The following is a 25,514-nucleotide window of genomic DNA, read 5'->3' as shown; positions in this document are numbered from 1 at the left end:
ACCCTCAACATCGTTCTACTTCGGGCGGCATTTTCACGAAAATCCGACCCGGCAATCCCGTCAAAGCGCCGTCTTATGCCGCTAACTCGAAACCGATGGCTTTTATTCTATCCGGCGCTCAGAAAGAGCGCCGCGATCGGCTTTCGGTGAGTTCGCGAACCGCTTCGCGGAATTCGCGCAGGCTGGCTCGGATTTCTTCGATGGAGGCTTGCTGTTCGGCGGCTTTCGAAGCCTGATTTGCGTCGTCCGGCGAGGCTCGGGGATAGGCGGACTGCTGCTGCGGATAACGCCCGGCATGGGGCGTCATGGCTGGCGGATAGGGATAGCCGGCCGGCGGCGGCTGCATCTGCCAGGGATAGCCCATCGGCGGTTGCGCATACGCCTGCATAGGCGGGGCCGGGTACATCGCTTGCTGCTTGACCGGATCCCGCTTTGCGCCTCCGGCGACTGCGGATGCGCCATTGGCCGGTGAGTCACTGGAACGCGAGGCTTCGCTGCGCGCCTTGCGCGGCACGATCCTGCTCACCGCCGACAGCAGCGCATTAATCGGACCTGAATGCCTGGTGGCCTCGACTGGCGGAACGGGCGGCGGCGACGCCTGGTATGCCTTGTCTTCAAAACGGCGCTCGTCCGTCCGGCGCGGCCGCGAATTGGCGGTATCGCTCAGGCTCGCATAGGCGCCGCGCATGGCCCCAAGGCCGACACCAGAGGCGAGGCCCGCCAGCAGGCCGGCAAGCACCGTCAGGGCGCGCGACGGTCCGTTCGGCTCGAGCGGGGCGAAGGCCCTGGAGATCACGTTGATGTTGGCGGTGTTGATGTCCTTCTGCTCGCCGGTTTCCTTGGCGCGCAGAAGGTATTGTTCATAGACGGAGCGTTTGGCGGCGGCCTCGCGCTCCAGTTCGCGCAACGTGACCAGATCGCTGTTGACGTCGCCGCTGCGGACCTTCAACTGCGCCAGCCGGGAGGCCAGATCCTGTTCGAGCTGCACGGCGCGCCTGAGGTCGACCTGCAGCGACGAGGCGATGCGGCGCAGTTCCCCGGCAATACGCTCGCGCGAGCCGGCAAGCTGGGCATTGAGCGCCTGGAGCTCGGGATGGCGCGGCCCGAACCGGATCGCGGCGCGGTCGGCCTCCTGCTTGAGCGTCGCATATTGCGAGCGCAACTCGCTCATCGTGTTGGAGTTGATCTCCTCCGGCAAGGTGCCGCTCAGAACCGAATTCACGTCGATCGAGCGCGCCGACGCCGCGCGGGCGTTAAGTTCCAGCGTGCGTGCGCGGGCGATGGCAAGCTGCTGGTTGAGCTTGAGCATCTCGTCGTCGCTGATCAGATGGCCTTGCGCGTCGACGAGGTCGTGCGCGGCCCTGAAATCCTCGACCTTGTGCTCGGCCGCCTCGACGCCCTTGCGCAGTTCGTCGAGCCTGCCCGTCAGTTCGTTGGTCGCGCGGCCAGCGGTGTCCGACTGGATCTGACCGAAGGTCTGCAAGAAGACGTCCGTCATCGTATTGGCGATGAGAGCCGACTTCTCGCCATTTTGCGTGGTGGCGCTGACGGAGATGACGAAAGTCTTGCCGCCGCGCTCGACCGAAAGGCTCTCCGCTAGATTGGCGACGGCCAGCGCACGGCGGCGGCCCTCATCGACACCCGGCCCGTCATTGCGCGACAGGATCGACCGGATGAGCGTCATCACGCCCAGGCCGTCGGAACCCTGCCCGTTGAACTCCGGATCGTTGACGAGGTTGAGCTTGTCCACGACCTTGTTGAGAACGGTACCGGAGGTGAGCACGCGAACCTGGTTTTCGACGATGGCCAGCGTGGCGTCGGACGCAACCACCGATTGGGTGAGGTCGCGGTCGGTGAGCTTCAGGTCGCGCGGGTCGACGATCAGCTCTGCGGTGGCTTCGTATTTCTTCGGCGTCGACAGCGCGATCGCGACGCCAAGCGTGGTGCCCAATATCGTCATGGCGACGATCAGCAGCTTCGACCGGGCAACGCCGCGGACCACCTGCATCGGATCGATCAACGGCTTCCATCCGTCGTCGTCCTCACGGAAAGACCGCTGCTCGTCACCGGCGTATCGAGCTTCGAACGTCGCATATCGTGGATCGGACGCAGCATACCGAGGCTCGAACGCGGCGTATCGAGGATCGAACGCGGCATATCGAGGATCGAACGCGGCATACCGAGGATCGGCATCGGAACGGCGGTCCTCGGAAATACCGGGAGAAACCGGCTCCTCCCGCGGCCTGGCTTCCGCACGGTCCGCTTCAACGGCCTCGTCCGCCTCTGGCGATATCCGGGCGGCCGAAGCGGATGCATCCTCGGCTTGAAACTGGCTTGTTTCATCGTTTGCCGAGAATTCCGGAGTTACCGGGCGTTCCCGAATCGCCGAGGGCTCCGGGGTTGCCGAGAGTTCCGGATGCGCTCGCCCCTCGCGGCGCAGGCGCGCGAGACGATGGCGCGTCGCGGCATCTTCGCGCCATGACGGGTCTGCCCGATCCCCGATCGAAACCAGCGATGGTTCAGCTTCTTCTTCGCCGCGCATCGCCCGGCCGAGCGCCAGCAAGGACCGCTCGCGCCTCCAATCTTCACGGTTTTGCCTGTCGACCATTATCGTGGAGCTTGCCCTTGGCGGCTTGGACGCGCGCGGTCAGCCATTCGTTAAGCCACGCTAAACAAGCATAGGAAACAAAAGGTTAATTTCCCTGCCTTGAAGACGAGATTCCCTCTTCCATTGTGCCTCGTGAACGCAACGAAAGCGTCCAGAACCGCGCGTTAAACTTTCCAGCCTATGCTGTCTCCGACACATGACACAGGCTGGCAACATCCCGCAAAGGCGGCCCCTCGCCCGGATCGGCGCTTTCGTGGCCGAGCGACGGGGGCTGGTTCGCGACTATCTTTCGGCGATCAGCGGCGCGGGCGGGCGGCTGGTGTTTTCGCTGGCCTATTTCATCGCGCTGGCCAACACGCTGTCCATCGCCGAGTTCGGCATGTTCGCCACCGCTTCGGCGGCCGGCGTGATGCTGTCACGCATTCTCGCCTTCGGTTTCATCTCGGCGCTTTACCGAACTGCTACCATCCGCCCCAATTTGATCGGCACCTTCACGGCCGGCTTCCTGCTGCTTGGCGCGATATCGCTGCCGTTGCTGGCTGCCGCCTCTTACGGCGTCTACCTGGTCTTCTTTGCCAGCACCGTGCCGCTATCGGTCTTTGCGGCGGTCGTGTTTGCCGAGGCGCTGTTGTGGCGGCCGGTCGAGGTTGCGCTGATCGTCAACAACGGGCTCGGCAAGTTCGGCCGCGCCGCCCTGCTGACGATCCTGGCGACGGCCTTGCGGGCGCTCGGCGCCGTGCTGTTCATGTTCGCGCCGCAGCCGACCATAGATGTCTGGTCCTGGTATTATATCGGCGCCAACGCCGCCTCACTGCTGCTCGCCTTCGCATTTTTCTATCCGCGCCAGAGGTTGCGGCTGCGGCTGGCGCTCTATATCAGGCGGCTCGCCGATTCCATCTACGTGGCCGGCGCAGAGGTGATGTTCTACCTGCAGATGGAATTCGACAAGCTCTTGGTGCTGGCGATCGGCGGGCCGCACCTCGCCGGCATCTACGCCATCATCATGCGGCTGGTCGACCTGACCGCGATCCCGATCCGCACCTTCTCGATGATGCTGGTACAGCGCATGATGCGGGCGCCGGAACTCCTGTCGCGCCTGACGGTCAAGAGCGGCATAGAAGGCGGCGTGTTCCTGGTCTCGACGCTGGCGCTGGCGGCGCTTGCCATCGTGCTGCATTTCTCCCCCAACGCGCTGGGCAAGAATGTCGCGGAGGCCGCCCCTCTGGTGGCGCTGGCGATCTGTGTGCCTGGGTTGCGCAATCTGGTCGAATACCAGGCCGAGCTCCTGTTCGCGCGCGGCCAGACACTGGTGCGGGCGATCAACCTGGCCCTGCTTGCCGGGCTGAAGGCGGTCCTGCTGACCTATGTGCTGACCACGATCCTGGACACGCCGGATCTGGTGCTGTCGCTCAATGTCGTCTTCCTGCTGCTCTATCTCGCCTCGACGCTGCTCACCTATTCGGCGATGCGCAATCCGGCCAAGCCTGTCTAGGATCAAACTCAATCAGCTGGCTGCCGCAAATGCCGAGATGGGATGGAAAGTTGTCCTTTCGCCATGCGATAATGGCTGCATGACCGAGTTATCTTTCCGGCACCTGAACCCTGACTGGAACTTCGAGCCTAACGCTCCTGACGTAGAGCTGACCGTCGACGGCGACACAGTCCAGCTTTCCTTTCTTTTGAACCCATGGGCTTACGACGCCAGAGGGGGAGAGATAGCAACGCTTCGCTTCATTCGCTGTAGTCGTTGGCGATGGGACGCCACAAACGATCACGCGTGGTTTGCAGGTGAAGGCCGTTACAGCAATCAGGCTCCAAAATGGGGGGAGTTCTACGAGGTGACCGGCGACAGCCTGGCAATCAAAGACCTTGATTGGGAGGTTCTATCGCCGGACAGTCCGAATTCACGGCATTTCTTGTTCTATTTTCGAGACGACGCCATCGAAGTTATGGCCCGAGATTGGTCGCTCACTCGAAAAATGCCGGATGTCGGGTAAGGTGCAATGTTGCCGTATGGCGTGGCCTTGCGCCAATCCCGGTCATTCCTGGCGCAATCCGAACCGGACATTCCCGTTCCTGGCTCGTATGGCGGGCAACGCGAGCGCGCCATGTCGCGGACCACCGTCCCTGCCGAACTTGTACGCCATCCCCGCGCGTGATATCAGTAAGGATGCGTGGGCTGTTGACATTTTGTGTGTTGGCGTTTGTCGCGACACCGGCAGACGCAGGTGATGCACTGTTCGACGCCATCGCCGCCGGCAACAAAGCCGCCGTCGAGCAAGCATTGACTGACGGTGCCGACGTCGACAGCCGGGCACGCGATCAGGCCACCCCCCTCATCGCTGCTGCTCTCGACGATCAGCTTGTCATTGCGAAATTCCTGCTGAGCAAGGGCGCCGACGTCATGGCGCGCAATTCCGGTGGGTTTACCCCCCTCCACGCGGCTGCCTTTTCTGGAAGCCTCCCAATCGCCAAGCTGTTGCTCGAACAGGGGGCGGTGCTCGAAGACTCGGCTAACAAGTCTGGGGTCACACCCTTGTTGATAGCGGGTGAGGAAAACCATGTCGAACTGGCAGAATTCCTCATTGCGCAAGGTGCGGATGTGAACCGTGCCGAGGGTCATGGCTACATGCCAATTACCCGCGCGTTCTGGAAGGGTAATACCGACATCGTAAAACTATTCAAACGGCATGGCGCCACGTGCCAGGCGAAAGTCCTTGGCGAAGCGAACGCTGCGAAGTGCGAAGCTATCCACGATTGAACGGAGAACGCAGATGAACATATCGAACACGAGGAGACTGGTTCGCAATTCGGCGTCGGCAGTCGTATGTGCGCTCACCTTGATGGCCGGTGCAGGCTCTGCCTTCGCCGACTCGGTGAATACCGGCTACTTCGGCGGAGTGGCGATCATGGGCTATGACACGGTCGCGTATTTCACCGATGGCAAGGCCGTAAAGGGTTCCGAAGAATTTTCCTATGAGTGGCTTGGCACGCCATGGCATTTCGCCAGCAAGGAACACAAGGAAATGTTCATGAGCGAACCTGCCAAATACGCTCCTCAATACGGTGGTTACTGCGCGGGCGAGGTCGCACTCCATGAATCCGTCACCGTCAATGTCGATCCGGAAGCGTTCAAGATCATCGATGGCAAGCTCTACCTGATCTACGACGAAGGGAACGCGGCCGCCTTTGCGGACAATGCCGATGATCTTGTTCCGAAGGGCGATGCAAAATGGCCGGTCGTCGAAGCAAAGTTGGCAGTCGATGAGCCGGATTGGAACTTGATCAATAACCCCTGAGTCTTGCGAGCTCAATTCACTGTCACGAAGTGAAACACCATACCTGTATTGACATAAGAATACCCGTTGCCGGCAGCGTCCCTGCGTCTGTAGACGGGACCACAGATGGGGCGCCCAAACATATTTTCGCTCTGCTCACATAAGAGGTCGCGATCGACGTAGACCCTCTCGGTGAGCATTCGTGTCATCGTGCGAAAGACTGCCGTGCCGTTCTGATCTATCTGCATAATGGCTGGAAGCCCGTCGGGTTCGAGGTTGCCTTTCAAGGTCTTGCCAACAACAAGAGATGCGATTTCCGCGCCGTTCAACCGGTCCTGTTCATCAGCGGTGAAGCCGAAGGGCCATTCGGGCAGTCCTGCCTTGCGTAGGGCGTCGATGATCGGCGCCAAATCTTCAGCGTTGCGAAGATGGGCGTAGTGATTCCTAAACGCATCCAACGACCGCAGTCGAGCCAAGGATTCGGTCCTCGCCACCAGCCGGAGGCCGTCCGCAATCGCCGCTTTGGCGTCCTCTGAGCGGCCGGCGCGGGCATAGGCCGCTGCGAGCAGAATCCTAAGGCTGCCCGCCTCTGGAGCATCGTCGCGAGCGCGCTCGAGAGTCTCAATGGCTTTCCTGGTGTCCCCGAGCAAAAGAAAGACAGCCCCGACGACTTCCCGGTCTATCGGAGCCAGATTGGGATCAAGCTTCAATGCCGTCTCGACGGCTAATGCCGCTTTGTTATGATTGCCGGCGAAGAGCTGGATATAACCAACGGCGATTTGCGTCGCAGCGTCTCCGGAGCCTAATGCGACAGCACGCTCCGCCGAGGTGATCGCATCTTCATAGCGGCGATCCATGACCTGCATAATCCCGAGAACGGCGTAGGGCGATGAAAATTCCGAATCGAGCTCCAAAGCACGGCTTGCCTTCTCATATGCTCTTTTTCGCGCAAGCGCGCTCTGAATGATATCATCGGAGGCAGTGCGCCAAAGATAGACACTCAGCCGTGCGTCGGCGGCGAAGGCCTCGGCGAAGGTGGGGTCGAGCTTCTGCGCCTTCTCATACAGCGCAAGCGCCTCGCGCAATCCGTCGCCTCGACCGGTGCGCGCTTCCCGCTCCGCACGCAGGTAGGTATCATAGGCTTCGAGATTTGCAGTCGGCGGGCGTGCCATTCGCTCGCTCTCGGCTGCCGAAGCTTGGACGCCGAGCGCGTTGGCGATCTCCCGGCTCATCTCGTCCTGGACGGCAAACACGTCCGCGATGCCGCGATCGAACCGATTAGCCCATAGGTTGTCGCCAGTGGCGATATCGATGAGCTGCGCATTGAGGCGGATTTGATCGCCGGTCCGCCTCACGCTGCCGTTAACGACAAAGCGCACGCCAAGGTCACCCCCAACATCGGCCAAAACCAGGGGCTTTCCCTTGTACGCGAAGACGGAGTTGCGGGCGATGACATCGAGGCCGGAAAGCTTGGCAAGGTCGGTAATCAAGTCGTCGGTGATGCCGTCGGCAAAATAGTCCTGGCTCGGATCACCGCTCAGGTTTGCAAATGGCAGTACCGCAACGGATGGTCGTTGAAGCGCGGAGGGCCTCTGCCAGGCAAAGATGCCTACAACCAAGGCGATCAACAGGACCGCCGCGATTCCTGCCAAAATCATGATCCAGGAGCCGGGCCGGTGTGGCGCGGCCACGATCTTCCCCGATTGTCCGGGATCTAGCAGGACCCGATAGACGCGAATCGGATCGGCGATATTCTTGAGGCGCTGCTCTCCCAGACCGGCAAAGCCTACATCCACTTTGTGCGCTGCGTGATCGAACGCCGTACCGGAGATGCAAATTCCGCCGGGCTCTGCGATCGCCTGCAGACGGGCGGCGATGTTTACCCCGTCGCCGTAGATATCGTCACCCTCAACGATGATGTCACCGAGATTGACCCCAATGCGAAACCGGATTTGCCGGGCTTCGGCGGTGCCCTTGTTGCGGTCGGCCATCCGGCGCTGAATCGCAGCAGCACACTGGACAGCATCGACGACGCTGGCGAACTCGACGAGCGCGCCGTCGCCCATGAGCTTGATCATGCGGCCGTGATGCTTCTTGATCTCGGGGTCGATCAGTTCGCGACGGCAGCTCTTCAGTCCCTCGAGCGTGCCTACCTCGTCCTCGCCCATGAGGCGGCTGTAGCCAACCACGTCGGCAGCAAGTATTGCCGTAAGCCGTCGGTCCATAAGTGCCGTGCGCCCTCCCTGGTCGGTCGTAGCGGCTTTGCCTTTCACCCTATTCTAGTCCTGCTCCGGACGCGAGTGTGCGCGACTGTGCGCGACTGTGCTCTAGAGGATGGTGGGGTTACTCCGTATACGCAACGCCGATCCTTCCATCCACGAGTTCTGAACGGAATGCTCTTTCGACAAGATGTCCGCTTAGGTCATCAGCGCTGGCTTGGCTGTGTGTCCGCTTTTGGAGACGCGGAGATGCGGTGGGATTGACCGGATTGGGTCAGATCGCGTCATGCGACGACCCAACTAAACCTCCGCAAGGGATTGAACCCGGTCGTTTAGAGCGATCGCGCTTTGACCCAGCACTAACCCAGCCCGATCAGGCGGCGGATGTGGCCGATATCCGTGCCGATGAAGGACTGCATGCCGATGCCACCTATTCCGGCGCCATGGCGGCGACGAAGCGGCGGAACTCGTTATCCGACAGCGCTTCGCCCGTCCTGTGGACGCGACAGAACTCCTCCCAGCAGTGGACATGGGCCGGCACCCTCCAGCACGTCATCGACATAGCGGCCGAGATTGACCGCTCACCCGAAAAATGTCTGATGTCGGGTAAGGGCGGAAGCGGTCATTCAATTTGTTCTGGAAGTTGTTCGCGACTCAGCATGTGAGATGAACATTTCAATATCCTCCTTTGGGTAGCCGAGAAGAGTGCCTTCTAGCCTCGCCAAATCATTCGATGTGAAAACGTCAAAGGCTTCTCCACTGCGGCACATTCGAGAGATCAGCAGGCTGAGTTTGCAGCGCCATTCCTTTGTTGGCAGGCAGTAGCGACGTTCTTCTATAGAGGTTGCAGGGTCAAAGTGGGAGAACTTGAGGATATAGCCTTCGGCGACATAGGGCGTTAACCGCGTGTCACCAATGTCTTCGGCGTCCATACCCGGTTCCGCGGCGAACAAAGCCATTGGCTTCTCGCCCCGAAGCATCATTTCCAATTCGCGGCCGTTATGCGGCCCAATACCCGGCGGCGTGCGTTTTGGCATGAAGCGTCTCCAAATGTTAGAGCGATCGGGTTGACCCTAGGGCTAATCGAGCCCGATCAGGCGGCGGATGCGGCCGATATCGGTGCCGATGAAGGACTGCATGCCGATGGCCACCTGTTCCGGCGCCATGGCGGCGACGAAGCGGCGGAACTGGTCATCCGACAGCGCTTCGCCCGTCCAGTGGACGCGGCAGAACTCCTCCGAGCCGTGAAAATGGCCGGCACCGTCGAGCACGTCGTCGACATAGCGGCCGTAGATCATGCATTCGGAGAATTTGCGCGCTGCGCCGACGACTTCGACCCAGCAGCGCGCGTGGACCTTCTCGATTCGCGAGCACATCGCCGTCATGGTTTCGCGGCGCCAGGCAATCAGCGTCGAAATGTAATCGTGGGTGGAAACCTCTGATGGTTCGATGCCGAGCGCCGAGCCGGCATTGCGCGACCAGATGCGATGTTCCTCATGGCCTTCACCGGACAGCACGCCGTCGCGGCGGAACAGCCGCACCTTGCCATCGCGCCAGAAGGCGCTGCAGTCGAAAGGCTTGAGGAAGGCCACGTCGGAATCGCAGAAGACAAGCACGTCTTCGCCGGCGTGTGCTGATATCGCGATGCGGCGAAGCTGCTGCACATGCCAGCCGCGCAGCGGCATGGTCTTCAGGCTGAGCCAGATGCGCCGGCGAAACAGGCTGATCGGATCGTCGAAGGCATGCAGCCAGCGCGGCAACAGGTCCCGCTCGTCGACGATAGTGCGGCGGCTGTTCTCCAGCTGGCGAAACAGCGCCACGTCGCGATGCTCGACAAGAATATAGTGGTGCGCCACGCCGGAAACGCAGCGGTCGAGGGTGTCGCACAGCAGCCGGCAACGCTCCAAATCCGGCGCATAGCTTGCCGTCACGATCGCGGCCGTCGGCGCCTGGCGAAGAACATCGGTCTCAGGGCTCGGCACGAACCGGCTGTTCAAGGGCTTGCTCCGGGGCCTGCTCCAGGGCGAGTTCTGGCAAGCGCGGGGTGGCCCAAAAATTTTTGGCCGATGACGCGCCACAGAAACACCGGATTGCCGACCACATAGCGGCGCCAGAGGCGACCCGGTTCGATCCACAGCCGAAACAGCCATTCGAGCCTGAGCCGGCGCATCCACAGCGGCGCCCGCGGCACCGTGCCGCTCATGAAGTCGAGCAGCGCGCCGACGGCGATTGGCAACGTGCAGTGGCGCGCGTCGATATGGCGCGCGATCCACAATTCCTGGCGCGGCACGCCCATGGCGACAAGCAGCACGTCCGGTCTCAATCTGGCGATGCGATCGATGATCGCCGGCTCCTCGGCGGAAGAGAAATAACCGTCATGGATGACTACGAATCGGTGCTGCAACGCGAGCGCCGCCAGCTTCTTCGACGCCGCTTCGGCGTTGACCTGCGTCGCGCCGAGCAGCCCCACAGTCAGCGGCCTGCTGGACGCCTGCAGAAAGGCAGGGATGAAATCGGTGCCGTTGAGATTGTCCGGAAACGAGGCCCCATAAAGCAGTTTCGCCGCCAGATCGACGCCGACGCCGTCCGGCAGGATGAGAAAATCGTCGAGCGCCTCGGCAACGACCGGGTCCGTATAGGCGACATTGGCGTTGTGAGCGTTGAGAAAGGTGACCTTGGTGAAGCGCCGCTCAGCAATCAACCGTGTCAGCAGGGCGACCGCGTCGTCCCAGCGAATGGCGAGGACCGAGATGCCCAGGATCGATTTCAAAGTGTCGACCCCGAAAGCGGCGCGGGCGGTGTGCATATTCATGCAAACACCTCCTGGCTGACGGGCCCGAGCTTTTCCAGGCCGAGCCTGATTGCGGCATCGAGCGCCTTCACCTGCCGGCGGTGGAAAGCGCTGCCGTCGACGTCCCTGACATCGGCCACTGCTGATTCCAGGGCGCCGGCGAAGGCGACCGGATCATCGGTCACCACGCAATTGACCGGGCGATGGTCGATGCCGCGCAATGAATGGCTGGTGGCGACGGAAGGCAGGCCGAGTTCGAAGGTTTCGACGGTCTTGAGCTGCACGCCGCTGCCGGAGGTGCTGATCAGCGGGATGACGGCGGCACCCCGCACGAAAGCCTGCGCGTCCGGCACGCGCCCGACGAACTCGACGCCGGGATGCGCGGGCGTGAGGCCCGATGGCACGCCGCCGGCAATCCTGACCCGGAAATCGGGCCTGAGATGCGGCACCACTTTTTTCAGGAACCAGTCGAGGCCGATGCGGTTCGGCTGCCAGGTCCAGGTACCGATCAGCGCCGCGTCGCAATCGATACGGCGCGGTTCGTTTTGCACGGGCGCTTCGGCGCAAGTCACCAGCGGCAGCGCCGCCGAACGGTCATCGGAGGCGACGCCGAGTGCTGAGCGATCTTCCTCGGCCAGCGTGAGGACGAAGCGTGCCCGGCTGCAGAGTCGTTCTTCCATGGCCTTGAGCAGCCTGGCCTCACGGCGAAACAACAAGCGCTGCAAAAGGCCGCCCGCGGCAGCGGCGTTCTCCTGCGCCGAACGATGCTCGACGTTGTGGGCGACGAAGATCGACGGCCGGTCGGCGAACAGCCTTTCGAAGGCGCCGGCGAACTGCACGGAATTCAAGACATAGCCGTCGAAAGGGCCGGCGCGTTCGACGGCGGCGCGGACCTCGCTGTCAGTGACCACGCGCAGCTTGACCGACGCGAAAGTGAGGCCGGAGAGCATCGCCTTTGCAACCCAAGCGAGCTTTTGCAGCGATGACGCGCTTTCGGTGCGCACATCGACGGCACCGAGCACGATGGTGTTTTGCGGATCGCTCGCAGGCTTGCCCGGCCAGGTGAAGCCGATCACTGTGACGCGCACACCGGCCCGCCGCAACGCGGCGATGATCGCGGCATTGGCGATCTCATAACCCGATGCAAGAGCCCCGTCGGGCACGATCGATGTGGCGAACAGCAGATGCATCTCACCTATCCAGTGCTGACCCAGCTAGCAAAGCGCGGTGAAGCGTTGATTAAGTGAAGATATTTGGTGGCCCGGCGTTGCGGATTTGCAGGCTCGTCCGCGAAAGGTGATTAACGAAACGTTATCGTCGCGATGCTATCGAGAACCAAACTCACCATCCCGGGCTGAACACATGATCCCATTGCCATCGGACGATTCGGTATCGATCGCAGGGCGCTCTCCGGGACTTGTCACGACGGCCGTCGAGGCGGTCGTGACGCTGCCGACCTTCAAACGGCCCGAGCAGCTGCTGGCGACGCTGGCGTCGCTCAAGGCCCAGGACACCGGCAGACGGTTCGCAATCATCGTCATTGAGAACGAGGCCGAGGCGCGCGCCGGCGCCAAAGCGGCGCTGCCGCTGTTCGAGCGCGGCGAGATATCAGGCATGGTCATCATTGCACATGAGCGCGGCAATTGCAGCGCCTATAATGCCGGCTGGCAGATGGCGATCCTGCATTTTCCAAATTTCAGGCACTTGCTGGTCATCGACGATGACGAGATCGCCGATCCGCAATGGCTCGAGCGCATGTGCAAGGCGGCCGAGACGCTCCGTGCCGACATCGTCGGCGGCCCGCAAAGGCCTGTGTTTGCCGACGCGGCCCATGCCAGATGGGCCGAGCATCCGGTCTTTGCGCCACCCTACCGGGAGACCGGGCGTGTGCCCGCGCTCTATTCCTCCGGCAATCTGCTGGTTGGGCGTTACGTGCTCACCGCCATGGGGCCGCCCTTCCTCGACCTGAAATTCAACTTCATGGGCGGCGGCGATTCCGATTTCCTGAGCCGGGCCGCACAGAGAGGCTTTGTGCTTGGCTGGTGCGCCGAGGCGCAAGTGCGCGAAAGCGTCCCGGCCCGGCGCGTCGAAGCCGACTGGATCCGTGCCCGCAGCCTGCGCAACGGTGTCATCTCGACACTGGTCGAGAAGAAGAAACGGGCCGGCACGCCGTTCGCCGGCACCAAGGTTTTCTTGAAGAGCCTGGCGCTGCTTGCCGCCTCGCCATTTCGCGGCGCGGCCAGGCTGGCGCGGACGGGGTCATTGGCGACGGCCTTATACCCCATCCATGTAGCTATCGGCCGCGTGCTTGCCGAATTCGGATACGCCAATGAGCAATACCGGCAGCCTGAGAAGAACTGAACGCGCGCCGCTCAGCGCGGCGTTCACACGCGACGGCGTCGCGACCGCGATCGCGGCGCTGCTGTTCACCGTCATCCTGGTGTCGTTCCGTCCCTTCCAGCCGGCCGGCGCCGAAATGACCGGCGACGGCGGCGACATCGTCAACCAGCTCGGCTTCGGCTCGCTCGGCGCGATCTCGATCTTCTCGCTGCTGGCTTTCGCCGACCCGCGCGTGGTGCGCTCGCTGCTCAGCCCGTCCTGGCTGCTGATGCTGGGCTTCTTCGTGCTGTCGGTGGTTATGGCAACCGACCCGCCGTCGGCCATGCGCGCCGCTTCCTTCACGCTGATCGGCATCTTGACGATGGCGACGATCCTGGCGCTTCCGCGCGACGCCGAGGCTTTCTCGAAAGTCATCATCTTCACCATCGTCGTCGTCATCGGCCTGTCCTATATCGGGCTCATCGTCTTTCCGCACGAGGCGCTGCACACCACCGATTCGCTGGAGCCGGAACATGCCGGCCTGTGGCGCGGCGTGTTCACCCACAAGAACATCGCCGGTCCTGTCATGGCCTGCTTCAGCTTCGCCGGGCTGTACCTCTACCGGCGCGGACAGCGGCTCTGGGGCGCGTCAATCTTTTGCGCGGCGATGATCTTCATGCTGCACACCGGTTCCAAGACGACGGCCGGATTGGTGCCGTTTTCGATCCTGATCGTCGTGCTGCCGAGCCTGATCGGCATGCGGCTCGGGACGCCGATCCTGTTCGTGCTGGCCATCATCGCCGCGGCGATCGGCACGCTGGGCATCGTCTTCCTGCCGCCGGTGAAGCATCTGGCGGCACTCTATTTCCCCGACCTGACCTACACCGGACGCACGACGCTGTGGGAGTTCGCCGGCGAGATGCTGGCGAAGCGGCCGTGGACCGGCTACGGCTTCGAGAGCTTCTGGGGCACGCCGCTGCTCTTGAACCAGGACCAGCCCTTCGACCGGGCCTGGGACATCAGAACCATCGTGCACGGCCATAACGGCTATCTCGACATCGCCGTGCTGATGGGCATCCCGGCGCTCTGCGTGGCGGTCTACACCTTCCTGATCGCGCCGCTACGCGATTACTTGCGCATCCCCTTGCGCAAGGAAAACATCTATCTCGGCGACTTCTTCATGATGGTGGTGCTGTTCGCCGCGCTGAACGCCTTCCTCGAAAGCTTCTTCTTCCATCGCGCCGACCCGGTCTGGCTGTTCTTCGTGTTCGGCATGTTCGGCCTCAGGCAGGTGTCGCTGCGGCCGATGGCGGTTCGTGGTCCGTGCTGATCCTCCGTCCCAACAGGGCTTCCCCGCCCCGCCACGAACGTCTATTGGGAAGCCATCTTTTTGTTTGAGCATCGGATTTTCCCAAAACCGGTACCCACTTTGCGTCCGATGCTCTAGCGGAGGTTTTCTATGACGATCAGGCTTGTTCTTGCCGGTTGCGGCAATATGGGCTACGCCATGCTCTCGGGCTGGCTGAAATCGGGCAAGCTCCCCCCGGCGGCGATCTTCGTGGTCGAGCCGAATGCCGATCTGCGCAAGCGTGCCGAAGCGCTCGGCTGCAGTGCTGCCGCGGAGGCCGGCGGTATTCCGGCGGACGCGGTGCCGGCCCTCGTGGTCATTGCGGTGAAGCCGCAAGTGATCCGCGACGTGACCGCCGCGTACAAGCGCTTCAATGATGGCCGCACGACGTTCCTCAGCATCGCCGCCGGAACGCCGCTCGCCACGTTCGAGGCCATTTTGGGCAATCGCGCGCCGATCGTGCGCTGCATGCCCAACACCCCGGCGGCCATTGGCAAGGGCATGATGGTGGTGTTTTCCAACCGACTGGTTTCCAACGACACTAAGCGTTTCGTTGCCGATCTGCTTTCGGCGAGCGGCGAAGTGACTGAGATCGACGACGAAGGCCTGATGGACGCGGTGACGGCGGTGTCAGGGTCTGGCCCCGCCTATATCTTCCATTTCATCGAAGCGCTGACTGTGGCTGCCGAGAAGGCTGGCCTGCCAACAAAGACCGCCAGGCTGCTCGCCATGCAGACGGTCTATGGCGCCGCCTCGCTCGCCGCCGAAAGCGGCGAGCCGCCGGGCGTGCTGCGTCAGCAGGTGACCAGCCCCAACGGCACCACGGCCGCCGCACTTGCCGTGCTGATGGGCGGGGACCGGCTGATCCATCTGCTCACCGAAGCGGTGGAAGCAGCGCGGCTGCGGTCGATCGAGTTGGGGAAGTAATGGCGGACTGCGGATTACGCGAGATCGGTATGCGAAAAGTCGTTCCATGGTCGCTCGGTTAGAACCGCGACCACGCAGAGAGTCGGCTAAATCAGGGATGTCCCCACAACTCGTCGATATCATCCTTGTTCACAGGCCGGCCGCCCTTGCCCTCTCCGGCTATGAGATCGTGGGCAATGGCTGCGAGTCGTTCGGCCAGAGGAATGCGTCCACTTTCCCGCTTCAATTCGGATTCAGGGCAGCTCGATCACTTCCCAAATCTCCGTACAGCGTCTCGTCCTGCAGCCGGCGCAAGGCGAAAAGCCTGGTCGTCGGGTCGGGTGCGGCATTGTCCGATGTCAGCAGCTCGCCCTTCCTGACCGGTCTCAGCACCTTGCCGCTTTCGAGCAGGCCGACTGGCACGGCGCGGTTGGCGCGAGCCTCTTCGACAGTCATGGTCCAGGAACGGTAGCAGGTCTCGCCGATGGCATCGAAAATCTCGCCGGCGGCGAGATCGCGCTTGGCCACGGCGCAGACCTCGGCGACGGGCCTCGGCAGCGGCACCATGTCCGGCTTGCCATAGAGCGCGATGCGCGCGGCGGTCAACGGCACTTCCAGCGAGGTCAGATGATACGGCCGGAAGAAGCTGTAATAGGGACCGTGGCCGATATGCAGGTCGTCCATGCGCTCGATGATGCGCGGATGCGTCGCCTCGACGATGACGAAGACGCCGGGCGCCACGCCCTTGCCGATGGTGTAGTCGACGACGCCCTTCCGCGACAGGATGCCGCCATCGGCGCGCGGGATGAGCACCTTGGCCAATTCATCGCGATTGGCCTTGGGGCCGTGCATGCCGGCAATGTCGGGCACCAGCCCGGTGGCGTTGGCGATGGCGCACATCTCGACCATGGTTTTCGAGCCGTCGACGAACTCGACCAGCATGCGCGGGTTCATGTTGCGGCGTAGCGCTTCCGCGCGATAGTCGTCGGGCACGGCGTCGTGATTGAGCGGGTTGTTCTTGCCTTTGCCGGCCGCGACGATGGTATAGCCGAGCGCAGAGGCGAACTCGATCAGCTCCATGCAGCTCGACGGCTCGTCGCCGGCGCCGACCGAATAGACGACGCCGAGCCGGTCGGCCTGCTGCTTCAGATAGCAGCCGATGGTGACGTCGGCCTCGACATTCATCATCACCAGATGCTTGCCGTGCTCCATCGCCATCAGATCGAAATCGGCGGCGACGCCGGGCTTGCCGGTGGCGTCGATGACCACGTCGATCAGCGGATTGGTGACCAGCATCTCGTTCGAGGTGATGGCAATTTTTCCGCTCTCGATCGCCTCGCTGACCTTCGACGGCGTATCGGCCTCGCGTGCCATCGCCTCGTCGCCATAGGCGATGCGGACGGCATCACGCGCCGTGTGCGGGCGGCGGGTCGAGACGGCGCACACCGAAATGCCCGGCATCAGCATGCCTTGCGTCACCAGGTCGGTGCCCATCTCGCCGGAGCCGATGACGCCGATGCGCACCGGACGACCTTCCGCGGCGCGCTTGGCGAGATCGCTGGCAAGCCCGGTCAGGGCGACATTGGTCATGCGCAAGTCCACTGCTTTTGATTTGAAGGGGGAATAGCAGGGAATGGTAACCTTTTGCCAACGAAACCGGCCGCCGTCGGCAATTTCTTGCGCATGAGCCCGGGGGACTGGAGAAGCTGGTTCAGCGTCGGCGGATAGCGAGGAGCGCAGCTAACAAATGGAGGGAAATTCTTAGTCATTCCTTTATGCATCGTTGCTTAAATGGGAGAATGGAATGGCGAGATCCTAGCGTCAGGCGTTTGTTCCGTTGTCTGCGACGAGGCGGCGGCGAGAGTGGCAACGTGGCCACTATTTTTGCCCTGTCTTTGCCGATTGTTGTCGGCGGAGCGGGCCTCGGTGTCGAGACCTCCTATTGGTATTACAGCAGCCTGAGATTACAGGCGGTGGCGGATGCGGCAGCCTATGCTGGCGCTTTGGAAAAAGTCTCGGGATCCGACAAGCCAACGATTGTCTCGGCCGCGACACTGTCAGCGACCACGAACCACTTTGACCCATCGACGGGTACGATCGAGGTCTTCACGCCGCCGTCGTCCGGACCGAATGTCGCAAAAAAGGCGGTCGAGGTCATCGTTCATCAGAACCTCGACAGATTTTTCACGTCGATATTCACGCAAGACGCGGTTGGCGCACAGGCAAGAGCGGTGGCTCTTATTACCGATGCTTCAAAGGCCTGCGTTCTGGCGCTCAATCCTTCCGCTTCGAAAGCGGCGCTCTTTTCCGGCAGCTCGACCACAAAACTGACGGGCTGCTCCGTGATGTCGAATTCGATAGCGTCGGACGCCATCAAACTTCAGGGGTCGGCAAGTCTTGATACCGATTGCCTGATATCGGCCGGTGGGATGTCATTGGCCAATCCTGTGAAGACCGTCTGCACCAGCCTGATAACCCAGGCGTTGCCCGCTGCCGATCCTTTTGCCGACCTTCCGGCGCCACCGGCCACGAACCCCTGTCAAAACAGCAATCAGTCGACGTTGCAACCTGGAACATACTGCAGGGGACTCAGCTTGAGCGGCAGTGTAACGCTCTCGCCGGGGGTATACGTCATTCAGGGAGGCGATTTCAAAGCGAACTCAAATGCAAACATTTCCGGCGAGGGAGTGATCATCTATCTGGCCGGCAGCTCCGGCGTCACAATGAACGGCACTGCCACCGTCAAGCTTAGCGCACCGACATCAGGCACCTATTCAGGCGTGCTGTTTTACGGCGACAAAGCAAATCTGGCGGGATCGAACACGTTCAATGGCACGGCGGATTCGCTTTTGACCGGCGCCCTGTATTTTCCAACGCAGGCGGTCAATTACCTCGGCAATTTCTCGGGGAAAAGTGGTTGCACGCAGGTCGTCGCCAGCACCGTGCAGTGGTCCGGCAACACAAGCATCAACCAGGATTGCACCAGCCTCGGGATGCGTGAGATTCCGGCGACGCGGTCCGTTCGGCTTGTCGAGTAATCCTCCGTGGAACGGCGACCAGTCCGGATTTTTCGAAGCGATTCGGGTGTTGCGGCGGTGGAGTTTGCGCTGGTTGTGCCGATCCTTTGCCTGGTGGTTCTCGGCATCATTGACGGCTGGTCTTTCGTATCGAGCTCGCTGTCGATGCGTGCAGGCGTCAAGACGGCGGCAAATCTTGTGATGGAGGGAGCAACCGACGACGCGGCCACCCAAGCCGTTGCCCTTTCGAGTTGGGAAAACCATCCCGAAGGCGCACAGGTTACACTGGGCCGGAAATACATGTGCGGAAGCACCGTGGTCGATGCATCGAGCCTGTGCAACGGGGGGACGAAAGCTCCCTCGGTCTTCGTGGAAATAAAAGCGACGGCGACCTGGTCCCCGCCCTTCATTTTTGGCGCGTTTTCTCTTTCTCGCGACATCGGCCATCAAGAGGTGATCCGTGTCCGCTAAGCGGAGCGCGAGAGCGTTCAGCCGTGATAAATCAGGTGGGACTGGGCTGGAATTCGCGCTGATCGCACCTTTTCTGATAATGCTTTTGTTCGGTATCTTCGCATTCGGCTGGGCTCTGAATGCCATGTCCAGCGTTCGCTATACGCTGGAAACGTCCTCACGTGCGCTGCAGTTGAAGAACTCCCTGACCGAGGCCGAAATAGAGGCCATAGCCACAGAAAAATTGCTGAGTTTGGGATTGAGAGATGTCGATGTGACGATAGCAATCGACCCTCCCAGCGGCGGCTTCCGCATGGCGCATCTCACGGCCAGATATGCTTTCGTGATCGAGTTCCCGTACTTCGACCAATATCCGATCAATTATGCGACAACTGTCACAGTTCCGTTGGTTGGATCGTGAGAGCGTCCAACAGCGCCTTTACAACAGGCGGCGGGCGCCGATTGATTAACACCGCCGCAGGGGGATGGCGGCGATCGGTGGCGTGAGCGAACGGGTCGTCGTCGCTACAAAGACACTTTCTGGACAGGACAGCCATCACCGCCCTAGGCCGGACCAGGCTCGTCACGCTCGCCACAGTCATGCCGTCAGAGCGCCGGCAAGCGGCCAGGCATTACGGAACGGCAACTTGACAATGGCCCAGTCTTTCAAATTGAGTGAAATCACGATCAATAGAGAGTCGGCACAAGACAGATGGGCGAGACAGATATGGCGTGGAACGAAAGAAAGACCGGTTACGGCAAAGGCCACTATTTCAACCAAATGGGCCTTGCCCTGCTCGTGCTCGTCTTTCTCATCGCCCTGCCGCTCGCTTTCTTTCCCGAAGACATGCGGAAGTTTTACCTCAGCGAAGGCGGTCCAACTGAAGTCTTCTCGGCCGCAGGCTACCTGATCGTCGTGGCAACGCTTGTCCGGGAAATGTCCTATCGAGACCTGCTCAAACGGTGGTACCTTGTCGCCATCCTGATCGCGATGTGCCTGCGCGAGCTGGACTTTCATGCGCATTTCACCACCCACAACATCACCAAGACCACGCTCTATATCTCGCCTGACGTTCCGCTGTTGGAAAAGCTAATCGGCGCGACGGTCGTTATTGCCCTCGGCATTGCCTTCTATTTGCTCCTGAAGAACGGCTTCCGTAGCTTTGTTCACGGGCTTCGCCACGGCGAGGCGACTGCCGTGGCCATTGCCGCAGCTGTCGGCTGCGCCGTCCTTTCCAAGGTCATCGACGGGGCGCCATCAAATCTCACATTTCTCGGCATCCACCTCACCCGGATCTATACCTCCACAGTGTTCGAGGAAATCCTCGAATTGGGGATTCCGATCTTCCTAGCCATCGCGGCGTTCTCGGCCTTCCCGACGCAGGATGGTCTCACAAAGAGGGCCTCGGGACAGATCACGCCAAACAACCCAAGATCCGTCACCTAAACGCCGGATCCAAACGGACCAGAACTTCTCGAATGTGATCTCTGGTCCGCCGCGGTGTTGCCTCTATTTGCTTGGGAAGCAGGTGAGGCAAAACATGTGGAATGTGGCGAAAGAGGGCTGGACACTCGTTAAGGAGAGCATCCTCGGCTTCATCAATGACAATGCCCTGAGCCACGGGGCAGCGATGGCGTTTTATGCCACGACCTCGCTTGCTCCGATCCTACTCATCGTTGTCGCCATCGCTGGCATGGCCTTCGGAAACGATGCGGCACAACTGGCGCTTTCGGCCCAGTTGTCGGGGCTGATGGGTCCGCAGAGCGCCGAGCTTCTGCAAGCGACAATCGAGAACGCGTCACACAAAGAGGCGGGAACTCTTGCCAGCATTTTGGGGCTCGTCACGCTGTTGGTTACCGCATCCGGCGTATTCGGCGAAATGCAGGTTGCCCTGAACGAGATCTGGAAAGTCAAGCCGGCTGGCACGTCGATTTCACGGCTCGTGCGGGCACGCGCTGCCAGTCTCGGTCTCGTCGCGGCGCTTGGCTTTCTGCTGCTGGTGTCCCTGGTCGTAAGCACTGCAATTTCGGCGCTTGGAGATATCATCAACGCATATCTGCCCTTTGGCACCCTTATCCTGAGCGCAATCACCGAGATCGTCTCGTTTGCCCTGATCGCGCTGTTGTTCGCGGCAATCTACAAGGTCCTGCCCGACCGTGCGCTGCAATGGCGCGACGTTGGCGTCGGCGCCATAGTAACGGCGTTCCTCTTCACGATCGGCAAATCGCTGATCGGCTGGTATATCGGAACCAGCGCCGTCGCATCGTCATACGGCGCAGCCGGTGCGCTGCTCGTCGTGCTGCTGTGGGTCTTTTACTCGTCCGAGATCTTTCTGTTGGGCGCCGAATTTACACGAGCCTACTCGGTTCGATACGGCAGCCGATCCGATCTGGAGGCGACCATTGAAGCAAGTAAATCGCGAACAGATGCCGGCGACGCCGGCCAGGATCGAAAAGTCTGAGAACGAAGTCCTCGGCGGGATTGTTTTCGGCAGTCTCCTTACCACGGTTTTAAGCCATTTCTGGCATCAACACCGGCGCTGAGACGTCCGGCGCGGCGGCCCGAGGCGAGCATGGTCTTGGGGACGTCCGGCCGAAGCGACGTGCGAAGTTCCTTCGCTGCAGCCACCAGCTTGGCGCGGCTGCTTCCATATCTCTTGATCAACTGATGGACTTGCGCTGGGGTGATGCCGTTCTGCCGGGCAAAATACCTTATTACATAATCCTCGCTGCCGGAGATCCGATCCCGGTGGCGGGGATAGAGCTTCGCCGCGTCGGCTGTCATGCTTACTCTCCTTTGGTCACGTTTGCGCACAATGTATGATTGGCCAACGCAAAACCGGCGAATTCGTTGCCGCATGCGACACCAGCGCGCTTCGCTTTTTCGCCGCAGGCCCGAACGCCCGGCCAAAGCAACCCGACCGGCGCGCCTTTGAGCGATATGCAGATTTTTCGAGACTCAGCCCTCTGGCACGCGCATGATATGGACCGGGAGGAAAAGCCATGCGCGAATTGCCAAAGAGCATTGACGCAGACGTTGTAATCGAAATCAGCAGGTTGCTCGACGACCATGCGAAGTCGGCACCAGTGCCAGTCCACAAGCTTGCCTCGATGATCTCGAATAATGTCGAGACCGATCTGCCGACAGCTTCCATCGAAGAGTTGATCGTGGAAATGGCCATGACCCGCCAACTTCCGATGCTGTTCGATCTACCGGGGGCGGATGCAGACAACGTCATATCGATCGCCTTGGCGCGCGCCAGCTGATCCGGCTGAGGGACCTTTCCGTCGAGTGTGATTTCAAGACGCGGATCGTTCTTATCTGCTCCAATTCGCGCCACTGGCTCCGGCCGGCGGCTTTTTGCTGCGTATAGGATAATCGTCATGGGCAATAATCGTCACGGACGATCCGCTGTTTGGGAACATGTGGTGTCCAGTTGCATTTCCTCTAGACAACAAAGGAGGAATTCATGAACTGGGATCAAATCAAGGGAAAATGGATGCAGTTCAAAGGCCAGGCCAAGGAGCAATGGGGTGACCTTACCGACGATGACCTTGATCGCATCGAGGGCAATCGTGACCAACTCGCAGGACGCATTCAGGAGCGGTATGGAATCGCCAAGGAAGAGGCAGAGCGCCAGATAGACGACTGGTCCAGAAGCCTCACCTGAGCGTCCGGTATCGAGGCTGCACCGTAGATCGGCGCAGCTTCGACAGTCCTAGAGCGGGATGGGTTCGAATTGAACTGGGCATTTCGCTCTATCTATTTGTTTAGCCGCATCTGTGCGACGCCATTGATTCCACTTGGCTGCAAATGCTGTAAGCCTGCGGCTCCGAAATGAGCGGCGGGTGACTATATGCGACGGTGGCGGGTTGATCTGCGCCAGCCGTCGCCCCAGGATCTTCGGAACGAGAGCTAGCGCGCCGATTGCCTCTTGGCCTGTGCGGCGACGGCCGTGAGGAAAGCCGTTGCGGCAGTGTCGCATGCCGCTCGGGACGGGCTATAGGCGAAAAGGATCAGTTCGGCAGCCCTTATCGTAAGGCCATGCTTTTTAGCGAAAGCAGCTATTTCGTAAGGCTTGTCGTGGTCTATGGCCGGACCGTAGTCTTCGTTCATTGCTTCCTCCCGTTTACGACGTTCCTCGCCTTGGCCCCTCCTGGCGCAAGGATTAACTTACGGGGCGTTGAGAGAGTCTACCAATTGGAGATTGCAAAAGGCCTACGGTGGAGACCGTCTGATACGGCGCGTCAGGCGAAAGACTCCATTTTGTCCGCTGCACCTCGAAAAAGATATATGATTGCGCTGATATCGCAGGTGGTCGACGCAAGCCAATGCCGATCTTTTCAGTCAAGCACACAACCGTCTATCGCTACACGCAACCGGTGACGTTTGGCGAGCATCGGCTGATGTTCAGGCCGCGCGATAGTTTCGATCAGCGACTTCTGGATCATGCCCTGTTGGTGGACCCCGAGCCGAAAGAGGTTGGCTGGATCCATGACGTTTTTGGAAACTGCGTTGCGGTAATCGACTTCCAGGGTTCCGGCGACGAACTGCGTTTCGTGACAGACATTCGGCTCGATCACACGCCGCAGCATGCACCTGATTTCCGTATCGATGAAGCAGCACTCAGCTATCCATTTTCCTATGATCCCGACGAGGCAACCGACCTCACCCAAACCATCGAGCGCCATCATCTCGATGACGGCGACGAGATCGGCAAATGGGCACGACAGTTCGTGAGCGCCAGAGGCCACACCGAGACGGGCAAATTGCTGATGACACTTTGCTACGCCATCCACGAGAGCTTTGTGTATTCCCGTCGAACTGAATCAGGGACGCAACCGCCTCTCATGACCTTGCACCTGCGTCGAGGCACATGCCGAGACTTTGCGCTGTTCATGATGGAAGCGGTTCGTTCGCTCGGTTTTGCTGCCCGTTTTGTGACTGGTTATGTCTATGTGCCGAACCGCGACAGCGCTTCTGTCCTCGGCGGCGGTTCGACGCATGCCTGGTGCCAGGTCTATCTGCCTGGCGCGGGTTGGGTCGAGTTCGACCCCACCAATGGCATTGTCGGCAACCGGGACCTTATCAGGGTGGCTGTGGCCAGGCATCCTGGGCAAGCCATCCCTCTTTCCGGAAGCTACTGCGGCAGCGCGTCGAACTTTCTCGGCATGACGGTGGAGGTCAAGGTGGTGAAGGAAGCTGGCATCAAATAACCAGCATCAATAAAAATCAGCATCCTCTAGATGTGTTCGGAACTGTTCGCGGCAATCCGGAGTTTGCTTTAATCAACGCATTGGAGCTTCGATGCGTATCCGCGCAGGTTTCAACCTCGCCTACGAATGTCCGCAGCCGACACCGATGCTGCTCGTCCTTGATATCCATCCTTCACGTCGCGTCGATCTTTTGACGGAACAGATCATCGGCTTCGATCGCCCGGTCGACGCCCGCGGCTACATCGACGTTTTCGGCAATTTGTGCACGAGAATAGAGGTGCCCGCGGGGCTTACGACGATATCAACGAACTTCGAAATTCATGACACCGGCAAGCCAGAAATTGTGGCCGCGGGCGCCGTCCAGCACGATATCAAAGAGCTGCCCGACAACGTGCTCAGGTTTCTTCTCGGCAGCCGCTACTGCGATACCGATCGGCTTGGCGACTTCGCTTGGACCAATTTTGGCAATACCGCACCCGGGTGGGCGCGCGTCCAGGCGATCTGCGATTTCGTTCACGAACACATCACCTTCAACTACCAGGCTGCGGACACGCTGCGGACCGCCTATGGCGCGCTAACCGACCGGGCCGGCGTATGTCGCGATTTTGCGCATCTGGCAATCACGCTGTGCCGTTGCATGAACATTCCGGCGCGATATTGCACCGGCTATCTCGGCGACATCGGCATACCGCCGATGCCGTACCCCATGGATTTCAACGCATGGTTCCAAGCCTATCTCAGCGGCCATTGGTTCACTTTCGATGCACGGTACAACCAGCCTCGCATAGGCAGGATCCTGATGGCGACGGGATGCGATGCCAATGACGTCGCTATCTCAACGAGCTTCGGTCTTTCCCGGCTCACCCGCTTCGAAGTCATCACAGAAGAAATCCACGCCGAACCTGGGAAGGCGTCAGCCCGCCGCACTTTTCGGCATGACGGGCTTCAGCGTGAGGGGTCAAGTCAGTCGTAGACCTTCACAATCTTGCGGGTACCTGGATCGACCAGGACAGTTCGGCCATCGACGACGACGTAGCGGTATTGAACGTCCGGCACTTCGTAAAGCTCGACTGTATCGGGCAGAGCTGTGCCGATGTTGAGCTCCACGCCGGGAAGGCTGAGTGATGCCACTGGTTTCTTTTTCACGTATTCGCGGATCACAGTGTCCTGCTCGGGTTGAATAATGACGTCCTGAGCGGCGGCGGCGCTGACGCCAACGAACAGAAGGATGCCTGCCGCAGCCGATGTAAGTTGCTTACCCATAATAGCCTCCAAGCAACCTTCAGCTACGGTGCTTGATTGCTGCCGCGACGGGTTGCATAGTTATCTGAACGATGCGGCGCAATTCTTGTTCCATTTTG

Annotated in this window: 26 protein-coding genes and 1 pseudogene; 16 read left to right on the top strand and 11 right to left on the bottom strand. The window is 60.7% G+C overall.

Annotated elements, in window-relative coordinates:
• Positions 1-118: 118 nt before the first annotated feature.
• Positions 119-2,608 (bottom strand): GumC family protein, encoded by a 2,490-nt coding sequence (locus ACWUKX_RS01155; protein ID WP_456003077.1) that lies wholly within the window; start codon positions 2,606-2,608, stop codon positions 119-121.
• 196 nt (positions 2,609-2,804) lie between these two features.
• Here ACWUKX_RS01155 and ACWUKX_RS01150 point away from each other — a divergent pair, with 196 nt between their 5' ends.
• The 4 genes from ACWUKX_RS01150 (at position 2,805) to ACWUKX_RS01135 (ending at position 5,907) form a co-directional block, all read left to right on the top strand.
• On the top strand, positions 2,805-4,100 hold the full coding sequence (locus tag ACWUKX_RS01150) for a lipopolysaccharide biosynthesis protein (RefSeq protein WP_456003075.1): 1,296 nt from the start codon (positions 2,805-2,807) through the stop codon (positions 4,098-4,100).
• Between the two features lie 79 nt (positions 4,101-4,179).
• Positions 4,180-4,605 (top strand): hypothetical protein, encoded by a 426-nt coding sequence (locus ACWUKX_RS01145; protein ID WP_456003073.1) that lies wholly within the window; start codon positions 4,180-4,182, stop codon positions 4,603-4,605.
• 173 nt (positions 4,606-4,778) lie between these two features.
• Positions 4,779-5,369 carry an ankyrin repeat domain-containing protein gene (locus tag ACWUKX_RS01140; protein ID WP_456003071.1) on the top strand — a complete coding sequence of 197 codons (591 nt, stop codon included), beginning with the start codon at positions 4,779-4,781 and terminating at the stop codon, positions 5,367-5,369.
• 13 nt (positions 5,370-5,382) lie between these two features.
• A complete protein-coding gene (locus ACWUKX_RS01135) occupies positions 5,383-5,907 on the top strand; it encodes a YHS domain-containing (seleno)protein (RefSeq protein WP_456003069.1) in 525 nt (174 codons plus the stop codon).
• Positions 5,908-5,918: 11 nt separating this feature from the next.
• Here ACWUKX_RS01135 and ACWUKX_RS01130 read toward each other — a convergent pair whose 3' ends face one another.
• The 6 genes and pseudogenes from ACWUKX_RS01130 to ACWUKX_RS01105 all read right to left on the bottom strand — a co-directional run bounded on the left by ACWUKX_RS01130 (position 5,919) and on the right by ACWUKX_RS01105 (position 12,086).
• Positions 5,919-8,111 (bottom strand): adenylate/guanylate cyclase domain-containing protein, encoded by a 2,193-nt coding sequence (locus ACWUKX_RS01130; RefSeq protein WP_456004044.1) that lies wholly within the window; start codon positions 8,109-8,111, stop codon positions 5,919-5,921.
• Positions 8,112-8,464: 353 nt separating this feature from the next.
• Positions 8,465-8,674 (bottom strand): annotated as a pseudogene (locus ACWUKX_RS01125) (DUF6492 family protein); the annotation flags it as partial.
• A gap of 57 nt (positions 8,675-8,731) precedes the next feature.
• Positions 8,732-9,142, bottom strand: coding sequence for a hemin receptor (locus ACWUKX_RS01120; protein ID WP_456003067.1), 411 nt, complete (start codon positions 9,140-9,142; stop codon positions 8,732-8,734).
• A gap of 42 nt (positions 9,143-9,184) precedes the next feature.
• Entirely contained in the window at positions 9,185-10,102 is a 918-nt protein-coding gene (locus ACWUKX_RS01115; RefSeq protein ID WP_456003065.1) for a DUF6492 family protein, read from the bottom strand.
• Positions 10,099-10,917, bottom strand: a complete 819-nt coding sequence (locus tag ACWUKX_RS01110) for a WecB/TagA/CpsF family glycosyltransferase (protein WP_456003063.1) — start codon at positions 10,915-10,917, stop codon at positions 10,099-10,101. Before ACWUKX_RS01110 ends, ACWUKX_RS01115 begins: the two co-directional genes overlap by 4 nt.
• On the bottom strand, positions 10,914-12,086 hold the full coding sequence (locus ACWUKX_RS01105; RefSeq protein WP_456003061.1) for a glycosyltransferase: 1,173 nt from the start codon (positions 12,084-12,086) through the stop codon (positions 10,914-10,916). The genes ACWUKX_RS01110 and ACWUKX_RS01105 overlap by 4 nt, the downstream gene beginning before the upstream one ends.
• Before the next feature lie 172 nt (positions 12,087-12,258).
• On the opposite strand from ACWUKX_RS01105, the gene ACWUKX_RS01100 reads away from it, so the two are divergent.
• The 3 genes from ACWUKX_RS01100 (at position 12,259) to proC (ending at position 15,490) form a co-directional block, all read left to right on the top strand.
• Positions 12,259-13,257: a glycosyltransferase family 2 protein gene (locus tag ACWUKX_RS01100; protein WP_456003059.1), complete on the top strand. Its 999-nt coding sequence runs from the start codon at positions 12,259-12,261 to the stop codon at positions 13,255-13,257.
• Positions 13,226-14,545, top strand: coding sequence for an O-antigen ligase family protein (locus ACWUKX_RS01095; RefSeq protein ID WP_456003057.1), 1,320 nt, complete (start codon positions 13,226-13,228; stop codon positions 14,543-14,545). The genes ACWUKX_RS01100 and ACWUKX_RS01095 overlap by 32 nt, the downstream gene beginning before the upstream one ends.
• Before the next feature lie 129 nt (positions 14,546-14,674).
• Positions 14,675-15,490 carry a pyrroline-5-carboxylate reductase gene (gene proC, locus ACWUKX_RS01090; protein WP_456003055.1) on the top strand — a complete coding sequence of 272 codons (816 nt, stop codon included), beginning with the start codon at positions 14,675-14,677 and terminating at the stop codon, positions 15,488-15,490.
• Between the two features lie 222 nt (positions 15,491-15,712).
• Here proC and ACWUKX_RS01085 read toward each other — a convergent pair whose 3' ends face one another.
• Positions 15,713-17,059, bottom strand: a complete 1,347-nt coding sequence (locus tag ACWUKX_RS01085; RefSeq protein WP_456003053.1) for an NAD(P)H-dependent oxidoreductase — start codon at positions 17,057-17,059, stop codon at positions 15,713-15,715.
• 281 nt (positions 17,060-17,340) lie between these two features.
• Here ACWUKX_RS01085 and ACWUKX_RS01080 point away from each other — a divergent pair, with 281 nt between their 5' ends.
• The 5 genes from ACWUKX_RS01080 to ACWUKX_RS01060 all read left to right on the top strand — a co-directional run bounded on the left by ACWUKX_RS01080 (position 17,341) and on the right by ACWUKX_RS01060 (position 21,398).
• Complete coding sequence (locus ACWUKX_RS01080) at positions 17,341-18,507, top strand: pilus assembly protein TadG-related protein (protein WP_456003051.1); 1,167 nt, start codon at positions 17,341-17,343, stop codon at positions 18,505-18,507.
• 57 nt (positions 18,508-18,564) lie between these two features.
• Positions 18,565-18,957 carry a TadE/TadG family type IV pilus assembly protein gene (locus ACWUKX_RS01075; RefSeq protein WP_456003049.1) on the top strand — a complete coding sequence of 131 codons (393 nt, stop codon included), beginning with the start codon at positions 18,565-18,567 and terminating at the stop codon, positions 18,955-18,957.
• Positions 18,947-19,357: a TadE/TadG family type IV pilus assembly protein gene (locus ACWUKX_RS01070; RefSeq protein ID WP_456003047.1), complete on the top strand. Its 411-nt coding sequence runs from the start codon at positions 18,947-18,949 to the stop codon at positions 19,355-19,357. Before ACWUKX_RS01075 ends, ACWUKX_RS01070 begins: the two co-directional genes overlap by 11 nt.
• 360 nt (positions 19,358-19,717) lie before the next feature.
• The gene (locus ACWUKX_RS01065) at positions 19,718-20,383 is read left to right on the top strand and encodes a hypothetical protein (RefSeq protein ID WP_456003045.1); all 666 of its coding nucleotides are present in this window, start codon (positions 19,718-19,720) and stop codon (positions 20,381-20,383) included.
• On the top strand, positions 20,322-21,398 hold the full coding sequence (locus ACWUKX_RS01060) for a YihY/virulence factor BrkB family protein (protein ID WP_456003043.1): 1,077 nt from the start codon (positions 20,322-20,324) through the stop codon (positions 21,396-21,398). Before ACWUKX_RS01065 ends, ACWUKX_RS01060 begins: the two co-directional genes overlap by 62 nt.
• Positions 21,399-21,436: 38 nt before the next feature.
• Here the strand turns inward: ACWUKX_RS01060 and ACWUKX_RS01055 are convergent, their stop codons facing one another.
• Positions 21,437-21,721: a DUF3606 domain-containing protein gene (locus ACWUKX_RS01055; RefSeq protein ID WP_456003041.1), complete on the bottom strand. Its 285-nt coding sequence runs from the start codon at positions 21,719-21,721 to the stop codon at positions 21,437-21,439.
• A gap of 218 nt (positions 21,722-21,939) precedes the next feature.
• Between ACWUKX_RS01055 and ACWUKX_RS01050 the strand changes: the two genes are divergently transcribed.
• Positions 21,940-22,203, top strand: coding sequence for a hypothetical protein (locus ACWUKX_RS01050; RefSeq protein WP_456003039.1), 264 nt, complete (start codon positions 21,940-21,942; stop codon positions 22,201-22,203).
• A 203-nt stretch (positions 22,204-22,406) separates the two neighbouring features.
• Complete coding sequence (locus ACWUKX_RS01045) at positions 22,407-22,607, top strand: CsbD family protein (RefSeq protein ID WP_095519089.1); 201 nt, start codon at positions 22,407-22,409, stop codon at positions 22,605-22,607.
• A gap of 245 nt (positions 22,608-22,852) precedes the next feature.
• Here the strand turns inward: ACWUKX_RS01045 and ACWUKX_RS01040 are convergent, their stop codons facing one another.
• On the bottom strand, positions 22,853-23,053 hold the full coding sequence (locus ACWUKX_RS01040) for a hypothetical protein (protein WP_095519090.1): 201 nt from the start codon (positions 23,051-23,053) through the stop codon (positions 22,853-22,855).
• A 215-nt stretch (positions 23,054-23,268) separates the two neighbouring features.
• Between ACWUKX_RS01040 and ACWUKX_RS01035 the strand changes: the two genes are divergently transcribed.
• Complete coding sequence (locus tag ACWUKX_RS01035; RefSeq protein ID WP_287338004.1) at positions 23,269-24,153, top strand: transglutaminase family protein; 885 nt, start codon at positions 23,269-23,271, stop codon at positions 24,151-24,153.
• A 91-nt stretch (positions 24,154-24,244) separates the two neighbouring features.
• On the top strand, positions 24,245-25,126 hold the full coding sequence (locus tag ACWUKX_RS01030) for a transglutaminase-like domain-containing protein (RefSeq protein ID WP_456003036.1): 882 nt from the start codon (positions 24,245-24,247) through the stop codon (positions 25,124-25,126).
• Here ACWUKX_RS01030 and ACWUKX_RS01025 read toward each other — a convergent pair.
• Positions 25,117-25,416 carry a DUF1236 domain-containing protein gene (locus ACWUKX_RS01025; RefSeq protein ID WP_456003034.1) on the bottom strand — a complete coding sequence of 100 codons (300 nt, stop codon included), beginning with the start codon at positions 25,414-25,416 and terminating at the stop codon, positions 25,117-25,119. The genes ACWUKX_RS01030 and ACWUKX_RS01025 overlap by 10 nt on opposite strands.
• Positions 25,417-25,514 lie beyond the last annotated feature (98 nt).

Source organism: Mesorhizobium sp. f-mel, assembly GCF_053850215.1.
This window is presented reverse-complemented; position numbering and strand designations above follow the sequence as displayed.

Coding starts and splice junctions, on each gene's coding strand:
- ACWUKX_RS01035 (WP_287338004.1), top strand. CDS start 23,269: ATGCCGATCTTTTCAGTCAAGCACACAACCGTCTATCGCTACACGCAA.
- ACWUKX_RS01040 (WP_095519090.1), bottom strand. CDS start 23,053: ATGAACGAAGACTACGGTCCGGCCATAGACCACGACAAGCCTTACGAA.
- ACWUKX_RS01140 (WP_456003071.1), top strand. CDS start 4,779: ATGCGTGGGCTGTTGACATTTTGTGTGTTGGCGTTTGTCGCGACACCG.
- ACWUKX_RS01110 (WP_456003063.1), bottom strand. CDS start 10,917: ATGAATATGCACACCGCCCGCGCCGCTTTCGGGGTCGACACTTTGAAA.
- ACWUKX_RS01120 (WP_456003067.1), bottom strand. CDS start 9,142: ATGCCAAAACGCACGCCGCCGGGTATTGGGCCGCATAACGGCCGCGAA.
- ACWUKX_RS01065 (WP_456003045.1), top strand. CDS start 19,718: ATGGGCCTTGCCCTGCTCGTGCTCGTCTTTCTCATCGCCCTGCCGCTC.
- ACWUKX_RS01135 (WP_456003069.1), top strand. CDS start 5,383: ATGAACATATCGAACACGAGGAGACTGGTTCGCAATTCGGCGTCGGCA.
- ACWUKX_RS01045 (WP_095519089.1), top strand. CDS start 22,407: ATGAACTGGGATCAAATCAAGGGAAAATGGATGCAGTTCAAAGGCCAG.
- ACWUKX_RS01155 (WP_456003077.1), bottom strand. CDS start 2,608: ATGGTCGACAGGCAAAACCGTGAAGATTGGAGGCGCGAGCGGTCCTTG.
- ACWUKX_RS01030 (WP_456003036.1), top strand. CDS start 24,245: ATGCGTATCCGCGCAGGTTTCAACCTCGCCTACGAATGTCCGCAGCCG.
- proC (WP_456003055.1), top strand. CDS start 14,675: ATGACGATCAGGCTTGTTCTTGCCGGTTGCGGCAATATGGGCTACGCC.
- ACWUKX_RS01100 (WP_456003059.1), top strand. CDS start 12,259: ATGATCCCATTGCCATCGGACGATTCGGTATCGATCGCAGGGCGCTCT.
- ACWUKX_RS01050 (WP_456003039.1), top strand. CDS start 21,940: ATGCGCGAATTGCCAAAGAGCATTGACGCAGACGTTGTAATCGAAATC.
- ACWUKX_RS01130 (WP_456004044.1), bottom strand. CDS start 8,111: ATGGACCGACGGCTTACGGCAATACTTGCTGCCGACGTGGTTGGCTAC.
- ACWUKX_RS01105 (WP_456003061.1), bottom strand. CDS start 12,086: ATGCATCTGCTGTTCGCCACATCGATCGTGCCCGACGGGGCTCTTGCA.
- ACWUKX_RS01025 (WP_456003034.1), bottom strand. CDS start 25,416: ATGGGTAAGCAACTTACATCGGCTGCGGCAGGCATCCTTCTGTTCGTT.
- ACWUKX_RS01150 (WP_456003075.1), top strand. CDS start 2,805: ATGACACAGGCTGGCAACATCCCGCAAAGGCGGCCCCTCGCCCGGATC.
- ACWUKX_RS01095 (WP_456003057.1), top strand. CDS start 13,226: ATGAGCAATACCGGCAGCCTGAGAAGAACTGAACGCGCGCCGCTCAGC.
- ACWUKX_RS01085 (WP_456003053.1), bottom strand. CDS start 17,059: ATGACCAATGTCGCCCTGACCGGGCTTGCCAGCGATCTCGCCAAGCGC.
- ACWUKX_RS01060 (WP_456003043.1), top strand. CDS start 20,322: ATGGTCTCACAAAGAGGGCCTCGGGACAGATCACGCCAAACAACCCAA.
- ACWUKX_RS01145 (WP_456003073.1), top strand. CDS start 4,180: ATGACCGAGTTATCTTTCCGGCACCTGAACCCTGACTGGAACTTCGAG.
- ACWUKX_RS01055 (WP_456003041.1), bottom strand. CDS start 21,721: ATGACAGCCGACGCGGCGAAGCTCTATCCCCGCCACCGGGATCGGATC.